The sequence below is a fragment of the Tianxiuia mixotrophica genome (genome assembly GCF_050596425.1).
Taxonomy (GTDB): Bacteria; Bacillota; Clostridia; order Peptostreptococcales; family Acidaminobacteraceae.
In genome coordinates, this window is record NZ_CP192292.1 from 3,041,116 (window position 1) to 3,057,581 (window position 16,466).

General features: G+C 39.2%; 13 protein-coding genes. 3 read left to right on the forward strand and 10 right to left on the reverse strand.

What is annotated here, in order from left to right; all coding sequences use genetic code 11:
- Positions 1 to 2: 2 nt before the first annotated feature.
- The 9 genes from ACQ4KW_RS13360 to ACQ4KW_RS13400 all read right to left on the reverse strand — a co-directional run bounded on the left by ACQ4KW_RS13360 (position 3) and on the right by ACQ4KW_RS13400 (position 11,828).
- Positions 3 to 3,299: an ATP-binding protein gene (locus tag ACQ4KW_RS13360; protein ID WP_430882981.1), complete on the reverse strand. Its 3,297-nt coding sequence runs from the start codon at positions 3,297 to 3,299 to the stop codon at positions 3 to 5.
- Between the two features lie 8 nt (positions 3,300 to 3,307).
- Positions 3,308 to 4,408, reverse strand: a complete 1,101-nt coding sequence (locus ACQ4KW_RS13365; RefSeq protein ID WP_430882982.1) for a response regulator — start codon at positions 4,406 to 4,408, stop codon at positions 3,308 to 3,310.
- Between the two features lie 303 nt (positions 4,409 to 4,711).
- Positions 4,712 to 5,746, reverse strand: a complete 1,035-nt coding sequence (gene tdh / locus ACQ4KW_RS13370; protein WP_430882983.1) for an L-threonine 3-dehydrogenase — start codon at positions 5,744 to 5,746, stop codon at positions 4,712 to 4,714.
- A gap of 302 nt (positions 5,747 to 6,048) precedes the next feature.
- Positions 6,049 to 6,267, reverse strand: coding sequence for a hypothetical protein (locus ACQ4KW_RS13375; RefSeq protein WP_430882984.1), 219 nt, complete (start codon positions 6,265 to 6,267; stop codon positions 6,049 to 6,051).
- A 156-nt stretch (positions 6,268 to 6,423) separates the two neighbouring features.
- On the reverse strand, positions 6,424 to 6,819 hold the full coding sequence (locus tag ACQ4KW_RS13380; protein ID WP_430882985.1) for an inorganic diphosphatase: 396 nt from the start codon (positions 6,817 to 6,819) through the stop codon (positions 6,424 to 6,426).
- Positions 6,820 to 6,861: 42 nt separating this feature from the next.
- The gene (locus tag ACQ4KW_RS13385) at positions 6,862 to 7,683 is read right to left on the reverse strand and encodes a GNAT family N-acetyltransferase (protein WP_430882986.1); all 822 of its coding nucleotides are present in this window, start codon (positions 7,681 to 7,683) and stop codon (positions 6,862 to 6,864) included.
- A gap of 117 nt (positions 7,684 to 7,800) precedes the next feature.
- A complete protein-coding gene (locus ACQ4KW_RS13390; RefSeq protein WP_430882987.1) occupies positions 7,801 to 8,370 on the reverse strand; it encodes a GNAT family N-acetyltransferase in 570 nt (189 codons plus the stop codon).
- Between the two features lie 49 nt (positions 8,371 to 8,419).
- A complete protein-coding gene (locus ACQ4KW_RS13395) occupies positions 8,420 to 10,183 on the reverse strand; it encodes an ABC transporter substrate-binding protein (RefSeq protein ID WP_430882988.1) in 1,764 nt (587 codons plus the stop codon).
- Positions 10,176 to 11,828 carry a HAMP domain-containing sensor histidine kinase gene (locus ACQ4KW_RS13400; protein WP_430882989.1) on the reverse strand — a complete coding sequence of 551 codons (1,653 nt, stop codon included), beginning with the start codon at positions 11,826 to 11,828 and terminating at the stop codon, positions 10,176 to 10,178. The genes ACQ4KW_RS13395 and ACQ4KW_RS13400 overlap by 8 nt, the downstream gene beginning before the upstream one ends.
- A gap of 160 nt (positions 11,829 to 11,988) precedes the next feature.
- Here ACQ4KW_RS13400 and ACQ4KW_RS13405 point away from each other — a divergent pair, with 160 nt between their 5' ends.
- The 3 genes from ACQ4KW_RS13405 to ACQ4KW_RS13415 all read left to right on the forward strand — a co-directional run bounded on the left by ACQ4KW_RS13405 (position 11,989) and on the right by ACQ4KW_RS13415 (position 15,713).
- Positions 11,989 to 13,263 (forward strand): sensor histidine kinase, encoded by a 1,275-nt coding sequence (locus ACQ4KW_RS13405; RefSeq protein WP_430882990.1) that lies wholly within the window; start codon positions 11,989 to 11,991, stop codon positions 13,261 to 13,263.
- Positions 13,260 to 14,111, forward strand: coding sequence for a DNA-binding domain-containing protein (locus ACQ4KW_RS13410; RefSeq protein ID WP_430882991.1), 852 nt, complete (start codon positions 13,260 to 13,262; stop codon positions 14,109 to 14,111). The genes ACQ4KW_RS13405 and ACQ4KW_RS13410 overlap by 4 nt, the downstream gene beginning before the upstream one ends.
- A 174-nt stretch (positions 14,112 to 14,285) precedes the next feature.
- Positions 14,286 to 15,713: an alanine/glycine:cation symporter family protein gene (locus ACQ4KW_RS13415; protein ID WP_430886578.1), complete on the forward strand. Its 1,428-nt coding sequence runs from the start codon at positions 14,286 to 14,288 to the stop codon at positions 15,711 to 15,713.
- A gap of 154 nt (positions 15,714 to 15,867) precedes the next feature.
- Here ACQ4KW_RS13415 and ACQ4KW_RS13420 read toward each other — a convergent pair whose 3' ends face one another.
- Positions 15,868 to 16,374, reverse strand: coding sequence for an NUDIX hydrolase (locus ACQ4KW_RS13420; protein ID WP_430882992.1), 507 nt, complete (start codon positions 16,372 to 16,374; stop codon positions 15,868 to 15,870).
- Positions 16,375 to 16,466: the final 92 nt, after the last annotated feature.

A 16,466-nucleotide genomic window follows, 5' to 3' on the forward strand; every position in this document is an offset into this window, starting at 1 on the left:
CTTTACGATGATAACTTTTCAATAAGATCTGTTGCTATGCTTTCGGCCATTTCATACTTATACTTTGCTATTGCACGAACAAGTCCATTAATATCTTCTTGATAATCGTTTGGCCAACTTTTACTTTCAAGATAATGCATCTTCTCCTTGCACATTTTCACATCCCCCACAACAACACTTGGGATAAGTGCTTCAATGTGATCATACAACTCATTAAGACCACCACTATGTCCATGATCCCTCTGTATATAGTTCGACTTTTCCCGCTCATATCCTGCCATTGGTTCGATGTCTTTCAAAACATTTTCTAAAGCTTCATCAAAATCCATTAGGGGGCTATCATCTAATAGAATACCCCCATCCTTTACAGCATACTCCAGGATTCTCGTAGCGTCTTTTAATATTTTTGCCCCCAGATTGCCTGCCACACCTTTTATACTGTGTAGCATTTGACTTGCCTCATCAAGATGGCCTTGACTTATATGACTTCTAATCGTTTGACTCAAGTCTTTGTTATTCTCATAGAATACGATCAAAAGTCGCAAATACAACTCTTTATTTCCCGTTACCCGCATAAGACCATCCATGGTATCAATGGATGGCATGGCATTATCAAACACTTGTTCAGATAAAGCTGGTTGAATGCTGACATTATCTTTTGAATTATAAACGCGTTCCACGTCAGAAATATGCTTAGATAAAACATCAAACAACTCGCTTGGAACAACAGGTTTTGCCACGTAGCCATCAAATCCGCTCTTTAAAACCTTTTCCCTTGTGCCTTCCATGGCATCTGCTGTCATTGCCACTATAGGCACACCTCGCATGGGTTCAGCAAACTGTCGAATCAATTTTGTGGCTTCATACCCATTCATTTTTGGCATTTGCAAATCCATAAGTATTAAATCTATACCATCATCTTCAGATGTGACATCCACAGCTTCCAGTCCATCGCTTGCACAAATGACATTTAGCCCTTCATTCTCAAGGAGATCTTTGGTAACAACTTGATTGATTTCATTGTCTTCAACCAGGAGTATCTTCGCACCTTTAATCTTCTTTTCCCTATAAGTATCCTTGCGCTGTAAAAAGTTTGACTGAACCTGAACATGGCTAGGCTCAGAAATTTGAGCTTCATCAGTCCTTTCAAATACTAAGGAGAAGAAGAAGGCGCTCCCCTTACCATACTCACTTTCTACTTGGATCTGGCCACCTAAAAGTTCTATCAAATTTTGACTGATAGCAAGACCAAGACCTGTGCCACCAAAGCGTCTTGTTGTAGAAGCATCAGCCTGCTGAAATGAGTTGAATAAAATCTTTTCTTGATCTTTGGTCAGTCCAATCCCAGTATCAATAACTTGAAAGTCTAAGGTAACTTTACTATTTTTTTCATCTTTTTTAGTGATTCTTACAGTAACCTGCCCTTCATCGGTAAATTTTACAGCATTGCTGGTCAAGTTTAGCAAAACTTGCTCTAGTCTTAAAGGATCTCCTATAAGAGCATGAGGAATACTTTCATCAATATCAATTATAAAGTCAAGCCCCTTTTGCTTGGCATGATAGGCCATTATATTAGATAAATCAATGATCACGACATTCAAGTCAAACGGCAATGATTCTATTTGAAGCATACCTGCTTCCATTTTTGAAAAATCCAATATGTCATTAATGATTTCAAGAAGGTTTCTAGATGATATATCCACTTTTGATAAGTACTCTCTTTGTTTCTCGTCCAGTTCTGTTTTTAATGCCAAGTTTGTTAGTCCAATAATAGCATTTAATGGTGTTCTGATTTCATGGCTCATATTGGCAAGAAATTCACCCTTAACGCGTGTGGCTTCTTCGGCGTCTTCTTTGGCTTTTTTTACAGTTTCAAATAGTTCTCCATTATATAAGGCTATAGCCGCATGGATGGCATACGCTGTTCCCCACTTGACCATATCCTCTGTAAAGTGATGTTTGCTTTTATGGTCTAGCGTTAAGATTCCAATAACTTCATCTCCAAAGACCAGAGGCAGAAGCAGGCGTGACTGGATACTTGTAAAATCCAGTCCATAAGGGTTTGTTCTCAAGCTATTTTCTGACATCACATAAGGCTTCTTTTGTAATAGTGCTTCTGACAAAAGAGGAAAATCCTTTAAGGCAAAATGGTCCCCAATCAAGTCCGTTTCCGCATCAAAACCAGAGGTATAAATAATTTCATATACCTCTTCCTGATTCACTTGTATGGTCGCATAATCAAATGGAATTGTTTCTTTTAACTTAGATATTATGTTCTCAAGCACATCTTCAAGGGCGAGGGTGCTGCTTAAGACCAAGGATGCATTATATAAGTTCTCCAGTTGTTTCAAGGCATCATTTAAATTTTCTTGTGTTCTTAATCTTGCCTTGTTTTCCTGTCTAAGACGTCTCATCCAGTGCAGTGTCACAGCTATAACCAAAAGTATAATGGCAGTGATCTGAAAAATAATCCTGTAAATTGGCTTGAGGTCCGCCTTAACCTCAACACCACTCCACTTATTTATAATTTCAATTTTTTCGGCCTCCGTGACTGCATTTAGACCTTTTTCGAGTATAGATTTCAGAATAGGCCAGTCATCTCTAATAGCAAAAGCCAACCCATTCTCATTTTCTATGGTTGAGGCCACTCGTACATTGCTTATTCCCATATTTTTAACTATGTAATTTGTTGTTGTTAAGTTCCCTATGCAAATTTCCACTTTGTCAGATGCCACTGCTAAAAGGGCTTCTTCAGCCGTGTCATAAAGTCTTAGGTTTTCTATCCCTAAGTTCTGTACAAACCCATGATGAGAGCTATCCTTTTGTACACCAACAGAGTGTTCAAAAAGATCTGAAACTGATACGCTTCCACTATAGTCATTCCGTGTATAGATGGCCCTTTGAAATTGTATATAAGGGCTTGTAAAAACAAAATAAGGCTTTCTTGATTCTGTAACACCAATACCAGGAAGAACATCAATTTCTTTGTTTTCTGCTTTACGAATAACCTCTTCCCAAGTCTTAACCTCCACCGGTTGCATATTGATGCCTAGCTTTTTATTTAAAAGACCCACATAATCTGCACATATGCCCTTATAATCCCCATCGTTGTCTTGGAATTCATAGGGGATAAAGTTGGGATCATACCCTATACGTATGGTTTTATGAGCATCAATAAATGCTTTTTCCTCTTGGGTCAAATTAACTTTTTTTAAGGCACTAGCATAGACGCCAAGGGGTAAACTGAAAATAAGGCACAATAAAACGAACCCTTTTAAGACTTTTCTCTTTTTCCCCATTTTCAACATCACCTTGAGGCCTTTATTTGCAGTCTCTTGTCTTCATGCAAATGGTCTGCGTAGTCACTAGAAATCCTATAAAAAGCATCATTCAATTCTATAAAGGCATCCACCACATCCGGGTCAAAGTGTTTGTTCTTTCCATCCTTAATGATTTCCACTGATCGTTCATGGGAAATTTCCGGCTTATATACACGTTCACTTCTGAGGGCATCGTAAACATCTGCCAAGGCAACAATACGACCTGATATTGGGATTTCTTCACCTCTAAGCCCTCTTGGGTAGCCACTTCCATCCCATTTTTCATGGTGGGTCATGGTAATTTCCCAGGCCATTTTTAAAAACGATTCTTCTCCAAGCTCCAGTTGGGCCTTTTTTATGATCTCGCCACCATATATTGTATGAAGTTTCATTTTATCAAATTCCTGTTCAGTAAAAAGACCTGGCTTGAGAAGAACTTCGTCTTGTACCCCTACTTTTCCAATATCGTGAAGTGGCGTTGATTTTCCAAGTAGGTTGACAGCCTCATCCGTTAAATAATCCTTAAACCGTTCATAGGCCTTGAGTTGCTCTGCTAGAAGCAAGGTATACTGCTGGGTTCTTTGAATATGCTTTCCAGTCTCGTTGTCCCTATACTCTGCCAGAATAGCCATACTCTTGATGGTCACATCTTGCGTTATTTCAAGTTCTGCAGTCCTATCCTGCACGAGCTTTTCAAGCTGGTTGCTGTGTTTTTTAAGGCTTAGATGATTTCTAATTCTTGCTTTGACAAGATCCATATTAAAAGGCTTCACAATATAATCGACTGCTCCAAGCTCAAGACCTCGAGCTTCATCTGTCGATTCAGACAGCGCCGTGACAAAGATGATTGGAATATCATTGGTTTTTGGATTGCTTTTGACTATCTCACATAACTCATATCCATCCATATCTGGCATCATGATATCCAGTAGGACCAAGTCAGGTTTTTCTGATACGATAATTTTAAGAGCCCTCGTGGCATTGGTTGCAACATGAATATCGTATTCTTCGGCTAAGGATTCGACGAGAATATCTAAATTTTCCTCTGTGTCGTCAACGATTAGTAACCGGGATTTTGAAGCACTCATTGTGAACCTCCTTTTCTGTGTCCATATCATAATATTAATACCATCCATATTATGCTCTAAGCGCAAACGACATCATTTGACCTCAAAGCGACACAGTTAACCCTGTACAAAAACCTGTTTTTCTGTTTGTGTATTCCTAAGGCGTTTTTTAAAAGCAAAGACTGCCATTTAATATTATCTATTGGTAATAAAAGAAATTATGCCTTGTTACACTTCTGTTCCATAGAAAAAGCACCATCCCAAATTGCTCAAAGGATGGTGCTTAGAATTTCATTTTAAATTGTTGCTAAAGTTTTTGATCTCTTACCATTCAAGGATAACCTTGCCTGATTGACCACTCTTCATGATTTCAAAACCTTTTTCAAACTCAGTGTATGGCATTTTATGTGTAATGACTTGTGAAACATCAAGACCTGATTGAAGCATTGAAGTCATCTTGTACCATGTTTCAAACATTTCACGACCATAAATACCCTTTATGAACAGTCCGTTGAATACAACCTTATTCCAGTCAACTGGAGTGTCTGGCCCCTGGATACCCAGCATAGCAATTTTGCCACCGTGGAACATGTTGTCAATCATATCACTGAATGCAGAGGCATTGCCTGACATTTCTAGACCGACATCAAAACCTTCTTTCATGTTCAGCTCAGCCATAACTTCAGAAAGTTTCTCATTCATTGGGTTAACCACACGGTCAGCGCCCATTTTCTTTGCAAGGTCTAGTCTGTAATCATTCACATCAGTGACAACAACGTGACGTGCACCCGCATGCTTGGCAATGGCTGCTGCCATGATACCAATTGGACCCGCACCTGTGATCAAGACATCTTCACCAAGTAGATCAAAAGAAAGAGCTGTATGAACCGCATTTCCAAGTGGATCCATGATACTTAGGACATCTTCAGAAATTGCTGGATCACATAACCATACATTTTGCATTGGAATAGCAGCATATTCTGCAAAGATACCTGTTCTATTAACGCCAACACCCATAGTGTTCTTGCAAAGGTGTCTTCTACCCGCTAAACAGTTACGGCAGTGACCGCAAACAATGTGTCCCTCTCCAGAAACAAGATCACCGACTTTGAAATCCTTAACACCAGGACCGATTTCAACAATTTCACCAACAAACTCATGGCCAATTGTCATTGGTACTGGAATTGTAGCTTGTGACCACTCATCCCAGTTGTAGATATGAACATCTGTACCACAAATTGCAGTTTTCTTCATTTTTATAAGTACATCTTGCTCACCGACAACAGGCATGTCAACTTCTTCAAGCCATAGACCCGGCTTAGCATATTTTTTCACTAAAGCATTCATTTTTTTAGACATAATGCACCTCCTAGGGGTATGATACCATATATTGCGCGATTGGTCATTATATTATACGAGAAACGTTTTCATTTTTTTCACTTTTTTTAAAACGAATCCACACATCCATGTGTTTTCAACGCGTTACAGATTTTTAAACCATCAATATTTTTGTTCAGTTTAAGCCCACAATTCAAACAATAAACCCGTCAGGAAAGTCTCAGCAATCTACTTTCCAATTTTCCTAGCCAGTTCATAAGGCGTATCTTAATTTACTGTCTCAAGTGAAGTCTCAAACAAATCGGACCAACAAGGTTTTCTTTCTAAAAAAAAGAGCAGTCAAAACCTTGTCCCCTTTTAAGAGCCTGTTTTAACTGCTGATTCTTCTTTCCTTTACGATTATAAGTTTTCTTACTTTCATGGACCCCTGTACCACTTTTCACAAGGTCATTATGCCTTCCCAGTTTGTTGGCTGACTTTTCAACAAGACTTTTACCACTGATTGTTCCCACGTTTACGGGGTTTTTCTTTTTACGACTCATCGTATCACTCCTTTGTACTTTTCAGGCGCTTGCAAAATTACAGATTTACATCCTCGTCATACCATATATAGATTTTTTTGACCTTTGAATGATATTTTGCAAGTCGCTTACTTTAAAACCAGTAATCTTTATCATTAAACTTTTTTTAACGACATCTTATTCTAGCATATGTATCTGACTTTTGTAAAATCGTTCTTGAAATTCAACAAGGGCTTCAACTTGGTCTTTGTTGTACCTTCCCTTGTTTTTTGAAACGACAAGCTTAAACTCAACATCATCCGACCTTGATATTTGTGCAATAACATAGCCTTCAAAACTTTCAAGGGGCTGAAACTCTCCAATAACATATGCATCCACTTCTTCACCATCACCAGCCATGGTCCCTTCTATATAACCATAATTGATCGGATAGATCAGTTCATACTCCGGGTGTTTTGACCCCAGGGGCCGATCCATTATAACCCTTACCCATTTTCCTAAAAACTCCATAAAGACCATCCTTAAATCACCACGCATGCCGACAACGAAAACAAACCGGGATATACGTGACACGACACATCTCACAACATCCCGGAATTTTAACTTATTGATCTTTTAAATTGAAAACTCAAACAATTTATACTCGTAGGCTTTCACATACCCCATTTTTTCCGCCAGGGCCCTTGAGCCTTCGTTTTTCTCCATACAGTCCCAATATAAATCAAGATCTGTTTTCTCTGCAGTTTTTACAAATTCAGCCACTGCAGCAGTTGCAAGTCCCTTTTTTCTATAACTTTCATTTGTTACAATATGAGACTGGACTTCACTGCCGTCATAAGAGCTGGCAGTGCAAGAGCATACAGCTGTGTTTTCATGAACAATGCAATACCCTATACCATTCTCGCTGAACTTTTGAGCGCTTCCCCACCAGTCATTGACACTTTCTTTAACAAGACTCAGGTCTAATTCTGTCCTTTCAAACAAGTCTTTGTTAACAGTATGAACTTCGTAGGCCTTGTCAAGCTGGACACTTAACTCGCCATCCGCCATTGAGGCAGGCCGTTTGTATACATATTGTTTTGTAATACTTAGATCACGTTCAGAGAAAATCTCCATGAGTTTGTCTTCCCAAGCTTGACTGGTTCCGCTAAACTCAAACGTGCTTAATTCCATTTTTCTAGCTCTTGGTGCTATGATGTATTTTATATATGTGTTTAAGTAATTGTTAAAACTCTCACTATCGGTCTTTCCTAAGAAATAAAATCCTTTAATGCCTTTTGACCAAACCATTGCAGCTTGTGGCTCCATTACGTTGTCAACAAATACCCAGCCTGGATTGTACCCTTCCACAACGGCTTTCACTTCTAAGTTTACTCGTTCTCCATCTAATAAATGCGAAATGCTTTTAAATTGAGACGGATTTAATTCAAAAATCATATTGCCACCCCCTGAACATAGCCTCTGTAGTTATATTCTACCATATCACACCGCACTTTATTACCTATAGTTTAACTCTACAGCATGTTTTTACACAGAAATTTTATCTAAGTTTTATCAATCTATCAAAAGACCAACATATTCATTTCTTAAGAGTGAATGCATAACAAGATCCTGGAAGCGTTCTCTAAAATATGCATACTCGCGTAAGAGTCCCTCCTCTTTAAAGCCTAACCCTTCCAAAGCCTTGTGAGAGGCTGTATTTTCTGGATAGACAAGGGCTTCAATTCGATTTAAACCCATCATGCCAAAGCCAAACTCTAGCATGGCGCCAATCGCCTCCGTAATATACCCTCTGTTCCAATGGTCGGCTGATAATTCATAGCCAATTTCAGCCCTATAGTTCCTTTTTTGCATATTATGAAAACCACATGTGCCTATAAAAACTTGACTCTCTTTGAGGGTGATGCCCCACCTTATAGATTTTTCTTCATCAAAACCATCTCTAAATGACAGGATTAGATTCTCCGCTTGTTTTAGCTCGTTAATCGGAAACATACCATAGTATTTCATTACGGTCTCAGATGAAAATATCTTATAAAGGGCACCTAGGTCTTCTAAATTTATTTCTCGCATAATCAACCTATCTGTTTCAATGACAGGAAAATAATCAAACTCAAACTCCAAGTTTTGCCCCTCTTTCTTTTGTTCACTCGAGAACTTTACATACGTATTCCTAATCTGTCAGTAAGCGCATGTACTCAGGATAAGACACGCCATATGTTTTCTCCCAGTACTGATCGAACTTTCCGTTGGCCTTCATAGCCTCCATGTATTTGGTCAAAATGGATGCAAGCACATCGTCGTCTTTTTTTACAGCCCACCCTAAAAATTGAGTTTGGCTGGCTTGCAGGACAATTTCTAGGTCAGGATAGTCCCTTAAAATCAAGAAAGCTAGGTCACTGTCAGTGATTGTTACATCTGCAAGTCCATCTACAACGGCCTCAAAGGCCCCGACATCATTCACCACGTCATAAATTCCCACATTAATCCCATATTCTTTAATAATATTATTGAGGATAACTTCATAGGATGTGTCTCTATTAAGAGCCACCGTCATACCATCTAGATCTTTCATATTCTCTATTTGAGACCCCTTTTTCTGTACGATAACTGTGCTGACAGGCACCCCTTCAATTTGATTTAGAATCTGGCTTCTCCAAGGAAGATGTGTCAGATTGTCAGCATAAATATCCACTTCATTAAAGAGATCAGGCACATAGAAATAGTCGCTATTTGTCTTTACTTGCTCAGGTGTTTCACCATCCTTCCAAAAAAATCTTGTAAACTGGTCGATAATGACCATCTCTAAATCTACACCGATAACCTTTGCAAAGTCTTCAGCAAGCAAATAGTTATATCCTGTCTGAACCTCAGCATCAGGATTGTAACCGACCACATTATTTTGAAGTGCAATACGCACGGCGCCACGTTTTCTCAAACCATCAATATACGCCAGCTCTTCCCTGGTTAGGTTCATAGCCTCAATAATGCTTGCATCTTTTAAGATCAACGTATAATACTCATAAAAACTAATATCATAATCCGTTAGCCAAAGATCATTGATAATGCCCCTATCAATAAGCACATCCATATACTTAGTAAGTATCGATGTCAATTCAGGGGTATCTTTTGAAACGGCCCAGCCAACAAATTTCACATCTGTCACAGGAATACCGACCTCAATATTACTTAGCTTTTTTGCCTCTAAAAAAGCCCTGTTACTGTCCATAATTGTAAAGTCAGCCCTTTTTTCATCTACTGCGGTTAGGGCATCAAAAATTGTATCCACATAAACATACTTCAGACGAATACCATAGGTCTGTTCAATATCTGTAAATGTTGACATGTAAGAAGAAACAGATTGGACCGCTACAGTCTTGTCATTCATGTCATATATGTTTTCTATATCAATATCAGGTTGATGGATAACCAATTCTCGAATTGGGGTAAAGCCTATAAAATCCATAAGTTTTTCTCGCCAAGGAATCTGAGTGAGGGTATCAACGTAGATATCGACTTCCTCAAAAAGATCAGGCTTGTAAACCACATTTGGATCCGTTTTTACAGTTTCATCAAAAACCCCATCCTTGTAGAAAAAAACTTCAATATTATCGACAATTGTCACATCCAGATCAACGCCCACATCATCTGCAAACTTTCTAATGGTATTATAATTAAATCCTTTGTAATCGCCATTAGAGCTATTAAGCACAGTCTCTATCTCGCGGGAAGCAATCTTTAACACACCCCCATTTTGAAGGGCTTCTAGGTAAGCGGCTTCTTTGTCTGTCAAATCCAGTTCATCAACAATACTCGGTTTCTTATCAAGGGTTTGTGTCGTTGGTTCATCCATCTTCACATCATTAACTTCAGGCTGGGTGCATCCTGAAAACACCAGCACAAATACGAACATAATCATCATCATTTTTTTAGTCATATGAAACATCCTTTACTATTGATGGCAACACTAAGGTGAATCGCATGCCTTCACCACTTTGACTCATTGCTGATATTTTTCCCTTTAAAACACCCGTTACCAGGTTGTAGACAATATTCAGACCCAAACCACTCGTGCCAGCTCCCAGTCGACTGGTATAGAAGGGTTCGAATATCCTGTGGACATTTTCCTCATTCATGCCTTGACCATCATCTTCGTACACGATTGTCACATATTTTCCTTCGTGACGCAGGTATATTTTTATTTCGCCTTCTTCTTTCTTGCTGAAGCCATGCTGTATAGAATTCATTATAAAATGAGTGACCACTTGCGTTATGGCCCCAGGATAACTATACATTTCAACTGGTTTGTCATAGTCAAGAGTCACCCTATGATTGCCTTTACGCAACAAGACATTCATATTTTGAATAAGGGCCTCCAGGTTGTGCGTCAGTTCAAACTCTTTCTTTTCCTCTTGAGTCTGATCCACAGCAAGGAGTTTAAAACTATTGACCATGCTCGAAGCATTATTAAGATTATCTAAAATGAGATTTGAAGACCGTTTTATGTCTTGTAGCTCTATTTCAAACTCACTTTTTTTAAGTTTGCCTTTAACAAAGAGATCAAGAAGGGCATCAATTTGCATAATTATATATGAAGCCGTCGTTATCCCAACACCAATGGGCGTGTTGAGTTCATGAGATATTCCTGAAACAAGGGCCCCAAGTGCCGCAATTTTTCTTGACTCCACCAAATCATCTTGGGCAGCTCTAAGCTGAATAATTGATAACTCTAATTCCTCATTGGTCTCTTTTAGCTCGCGGGTTCTCTCTTCAACTCTCTTCTCAAGTTCGATATTCATGACCCTAAGTTCATCAGTCATTTGATTCATACTGTCAAAACTATCTTGGATCTTATCTGTCATATCATTAAAGGCACTGGCAAGTTCTTTGAACTCGTCGTTTGTATCAACTTCAACCTTTTTAAGGTAATGACCTTCACTAATGGTCTTCACGCCTTCCATTAATATGTCGACAGGTTTTGTCAATTTTGACGTAATATAATAAAGCAAAGTCCCGATTATAAGAACGAGGGCTATAACAATCAAAAGCATCTGGTTAATGGATTTGTTAATGGGCCTGTAGATCACTTCTTCTTTCATATAAATTATGACCAACCAGTCCCAAGGTTCAAAGTACTGGTAATACACTGCATAGTTTTCATTTTCAACACTCTTTGTTGTTTCAACGGGATAGGTCGACAGTCCACTATCACTTACGACACTAGAATAAAGATCTTCATAGAAATCTGCATTGAAAACCGTATCGCTTCCCACCACTTTTCGACTCAGTTTCTCATAGATCTGTATGGTGCCATCCGCAAGTTTCAAGTCCATTACAAAACTTCTTGCATGGCTTTGGGCATTTTGCCTATAAAACTGTGTGTTGTCAGACCCCAGCCTTTCCACAACAGAATTCTCCTGTTCTAGCTGATTCATAATAATTTCAAGATTTCTCTTCATATTTTCAGAATGAAGAAGTCGTGTGCTGGTCGACGTATTCACGACAAAGATATACGCTGTAATTATAACAGGTATAAGAATCATCGGAATCGTAATAAGTTGTAATTTTTGCTTTATTCTCATAAGCTTCACCAATTTCTGTACTTTTACAATTCTTAATCAATTTTTACCCAATTTCTAATTCGAACAATCGCTTTAATACCCTATAAATAGACGGTATTCTTAATTTTATAATATTTTGACTTTCTGCTATACTTATTTCAGTAGCATTTAGGAGGATTATATGACAAAACGGGAAAGAATCCTGGTAGGCGCCATGTTGGTTGCCTTTTTCTCACAACTTTATCTTGACCTGTTAATTGATAACTTTCGAGTCAGCTGCGGTGTTATAGCTCTCGGGATATTTATATACTCCAACAAGGATATATCAGGCAGGACCATTGGTATAGCCTCAGCCATTTCAACCTTGGTCTGGCGGCTTCTTGTCCTAGTGCTCTTTGATGGATTTGATGGAACCCTTGTTATTGGATACATTCCTGAAATTTTCTTTTATGTTGGTTATGGTATTTTCATGCAAAACACTGTGCAAAAGCACGAACTTTACTCCTTTGAGCTTTTCTTTCTCTTCTCCGTGGTCTGCGACTACACAATGAATCTTTTAGAAATACTCATTCGAGTCACTTGGTTTAAACAATTCTTTTATCAAGATATATTGACCACACTTTTATTTGTGGCTGTGATCCGCGCGGCAATTATCCTTGTCATTCTAATTGTCCTGCGCTACCAGAAAATTCTTCTCCTTAAAGAGGAGCATGAAGACCGTTACAAAAGACTTCTTTGGCTTAACTCGTTTTTACGGACAGAAATATTCTGGATGGAATCCAACATGGACCGTATTGAACAGGTTATGACAAGAGCCTACACACACTTTGAAGACATACGGGATAAAAGAAATGAAGACAAATGGTCTGCTGATGCCGTCAATATTGCAGGGGCTGTTCATGAGATAAAAAAAGAATACGAGCTGGTTATTCGCGGTGTGAATGACCTCATGGAAAACAAGTATCAAAATCAGTCCATGACATTCCAGAGCATACTCACCATACTGGAAGAGCAAATGAAGGCCGAGGCCCTCAGACGAAAGGTTAACGTTCATATTCACATTCAAGGGGGTGCGGATTTTCATACAGAAAGACACTTTCAAATTATGTCTGTGTTTAGAAACCTTATAACCAATGCCCTTGACGCAGCTGAAAACAGTGATCATCCTGTTACCATAAAACTATCCCACTGGACAGAGGGGGACATCCACCGTTTCCAAATTAGCGATAATGGTCCTGGTATTGAAGCGGAAAATATTGCTCTGATTCAAACACCAGGCTTTTCCACTAAAATCAATTACCAGACTGGACATATCAACCGGGGTTTAGGGTTGACAATCGTATACAGATATATAGAGGATTTATTTGATGGAAGCATCGATGTACAGTCTAAGCCTGACAAACTAACTTTATTTGACATTAAAATACCTAAAAATCGAATCGAGGTGCAAAAGTGAAATACTACATTGTCGAAGACGATCCAAACATCATACTCATTCTAAAGCAAATAATAGTCGATTGCGACCTCGGTCAAGTCATCGGACACTCCACAGATGGGAAAATAGCCCTTTCGGAAATCAATAAGTTAAAACCAGACATTGCACTTGTTGACCTATTCATTCCATCTCTTGATGGCATTTCCCTTATACAAAGTATCGATGGTTCTGTGAGTACGATAATGATTTCTCAAGTGTCGGCGAAAGACATGATCAGCAAGGCCTATGAAGCTGGTGTGAAATTTTTTATTCAAAAGCCCATCAATGCTGTCGAGGTCCGTTCCGTCACAAGCCAGGTTAAGACCAACATTGAATCAGAGCGAAAACTCAGCCAGATTCGATCCATGTTCGCCCTTGATGACACATTGAACACAGCTGTATCACCCAGAATAGAAGATGATCCAGAAACGGATACAAAAATTGTAACCGCCCTCAAAGATCTAGGTATCATAGGTGAAAATGGAGCTGACAACATTATCAAATCTGTGAGCTGGTTGATGAACCATCCCAATGCCCTTAATGAAATGTCCCTAAGCAAGTTCTTTAATCAGTTTAGCGACCATCCACGATCATTCGAACAGCGTATTCGCCGCACCGCGGCTGTTGCCCTTACAAATCTTGCCGCCATCGGGGTGGAAGACTACAGCAATCCAATTTTTCAAGACTATGCCCATGTTCTATATGCCTTCAAAGAAGTTCGCACAGAAATGGATGGTCTGAGAAATAAAAAAGCCATACACGGAAAGGTCAATATACGAAAATTTTTAGAGGGCCTGACCTACCTCTGTAGCGACTCTTTACAATCATAGCGCAACACATTAATATGAATTGTCACATTATTTTAATATTTTTTGTTACAATTTGAAACCAAACGAAACACCCAGCTTATACTTAAAGTATTGAACGACCTACGAAATGCGATTGAAATTTGTCATTTTGCAGGCATCTACAATACAAAAGCATGAGGGGGTGTTTTTTTGACCATGATATACAAGTATATTAATGATTTCAATTTTTATACAGCAGGTAGTTTCATGATCATTTTCCTCCTTGGCACAGGCGTTATACTAACGGTTGGTACCAGAGGCATTCAGTTTAGAAAACTGGGATATGCCTTTAAACTTTTAGCACAAAAGAACCACTGCAAAGATGGGGATATTTCTCCTTTTCAGGCTCTGGCAACATCTCTTGCCGCCACGCTGGGCATAGGGAATATAGTTGGTGTTGCAGCAGCTATTTCAGCAGGTGGTCCAGGTGCGATTTTTTGGATGTGGATGACAGCCCTATTTGGCGGTGCCCTTAAATATGCTGAATCTCTTTTGGCTGTTAAATACAGAGTGACCAATGAACATGGCGAAAAATCCGGCGGACCCATGCATTATATCAAAACAGGCATGGCTGAACTTTACGGTGGTAACTGGACTTGGTTGGGCTGGATTTATGCCTTCTTTGGCCTTATGGCTTCCTTTGGTGTTGGCAACATGCTCCAGTCAAATTCAGTGGCTCATTCCTTACAGGTTACGACAGGGGTTTCCCCCCTTATCACAGGATCATTTATAACATCTGCAACGGCCTTAGTCATTTTTGGCGGTATTAAGTCCATCGGCAAGGTCATTGAAAAAATCGTTCCCGCCATGGTTGTTTTATATATCAGTGGCGCTCTTATAATCATTTTTAGAAACCTTGACATCGTTCCAAGTGCCTTTGGCTTGATTTTCACCCATGCGTTTTCCCCTCAAGCTGTGGGTGGCGGATTATTTGGAACAGTTATTCGTTACGGTCTAGCCAGGGGCATCTTAACCAACGAAGCTGGTCTTGGTTCGGCATCTATTGCCCATGCAGCATCTAAGAACCCAGATCCTGTTGCACAGGGACTCATCGCCTCTATTGGCACATTTATTGATACCCTTGTGGTTTGCACCATGACAGCCATAGTTATTTTAACTTCAGGCCTTGTCCACATTAATAAGGTTAATGGCCTTATGAGCATTAAGGACAACTTGTACGGAGCGGCCTTAACGGCCACAGCCTTCGAATCACAACTTCCTATTGTGGGGGGCGTGATTGTGTCTCTAAGCCTCATCGCCTTTGGCTTTTCAACAATACTTGGTTGGTATTACTATGGTTCCAAATGCCTTGAGTTTATTGCCGGCTTAAAAGCTGTCAACCTATACAAGTCCATTTGGATTGGTCTGGTCTTTTTTGGGGCTTCCTATAAGGTTAATGTTATTTGGAATATTTCAGATTCTTTTAACAGCCTTATGGCCATACCCAACTTGATAGCCATGTTGGCTCTCAGCCCAAAGGTATTTTCTCTAACGTCTGAATATGAAGACCTACACGATGACTTAGATAAAAAGGAGTTGAAAGCGGGACACATTAAATTCCCAACAACTTCTTTAAATAGATAATCGAATCGCCTAGAAAAAAATAAGCCATTCGAAAAAATCCAAAACAAGTGAGATTAACATAAAAGAGCCACAGACTTTAATCTGTGGCTCTTTTATATTCGTATTTCTATGTCGACTTATTTAAAGCACTGTTGCTGCACTTAGAATGAACCTATTACAATATGCCCTTATTAAAAACTTCATCAATAAAGACTTGGCCTTTAAAAAACTGCCCTTTCTCAATAAGCTCTATCACTTTTTCTCTTGTAACCCATCTTGCATCAGAAACTTCTTCTTCTTGAAGTATCAAGTCATTCAAATCAACATCTTTTTCAAAATGCCAAATGTCAACCATCCATCCGCGGGGAGATTGATAGGTTTTCTGACCAATGATCTTACCCTTATTTTCTTCTAGTTTAAGAGAAATTCCCACTTCCTCACCAACTTCTCGAATAGCCGCTTCTTGGCTAGTCTCCCCTGCAGTAACAGCCCCGCCAGGGATTTCCCACAAACATGGTTCATTTTTTATTGCACTACGTTTTGTTATAAGAATCTCTTTATTCGAATTCGTTATAATCATTAAAACAACCAGGTGGTAATCACCATCATCTAGGCCCTTTCCTCTTATGGCAATTCGCCCAGTCGGCTCCCTGTTAATATTCAAAATATCCCATTTTTCCATTGCCGCCTCCATTTATTTTCCTATTATCGTTGTATTCACACCCTTTCGGGTATATATGTAATAAATAATCAGTTACAAAGTCAAGGAGGTGC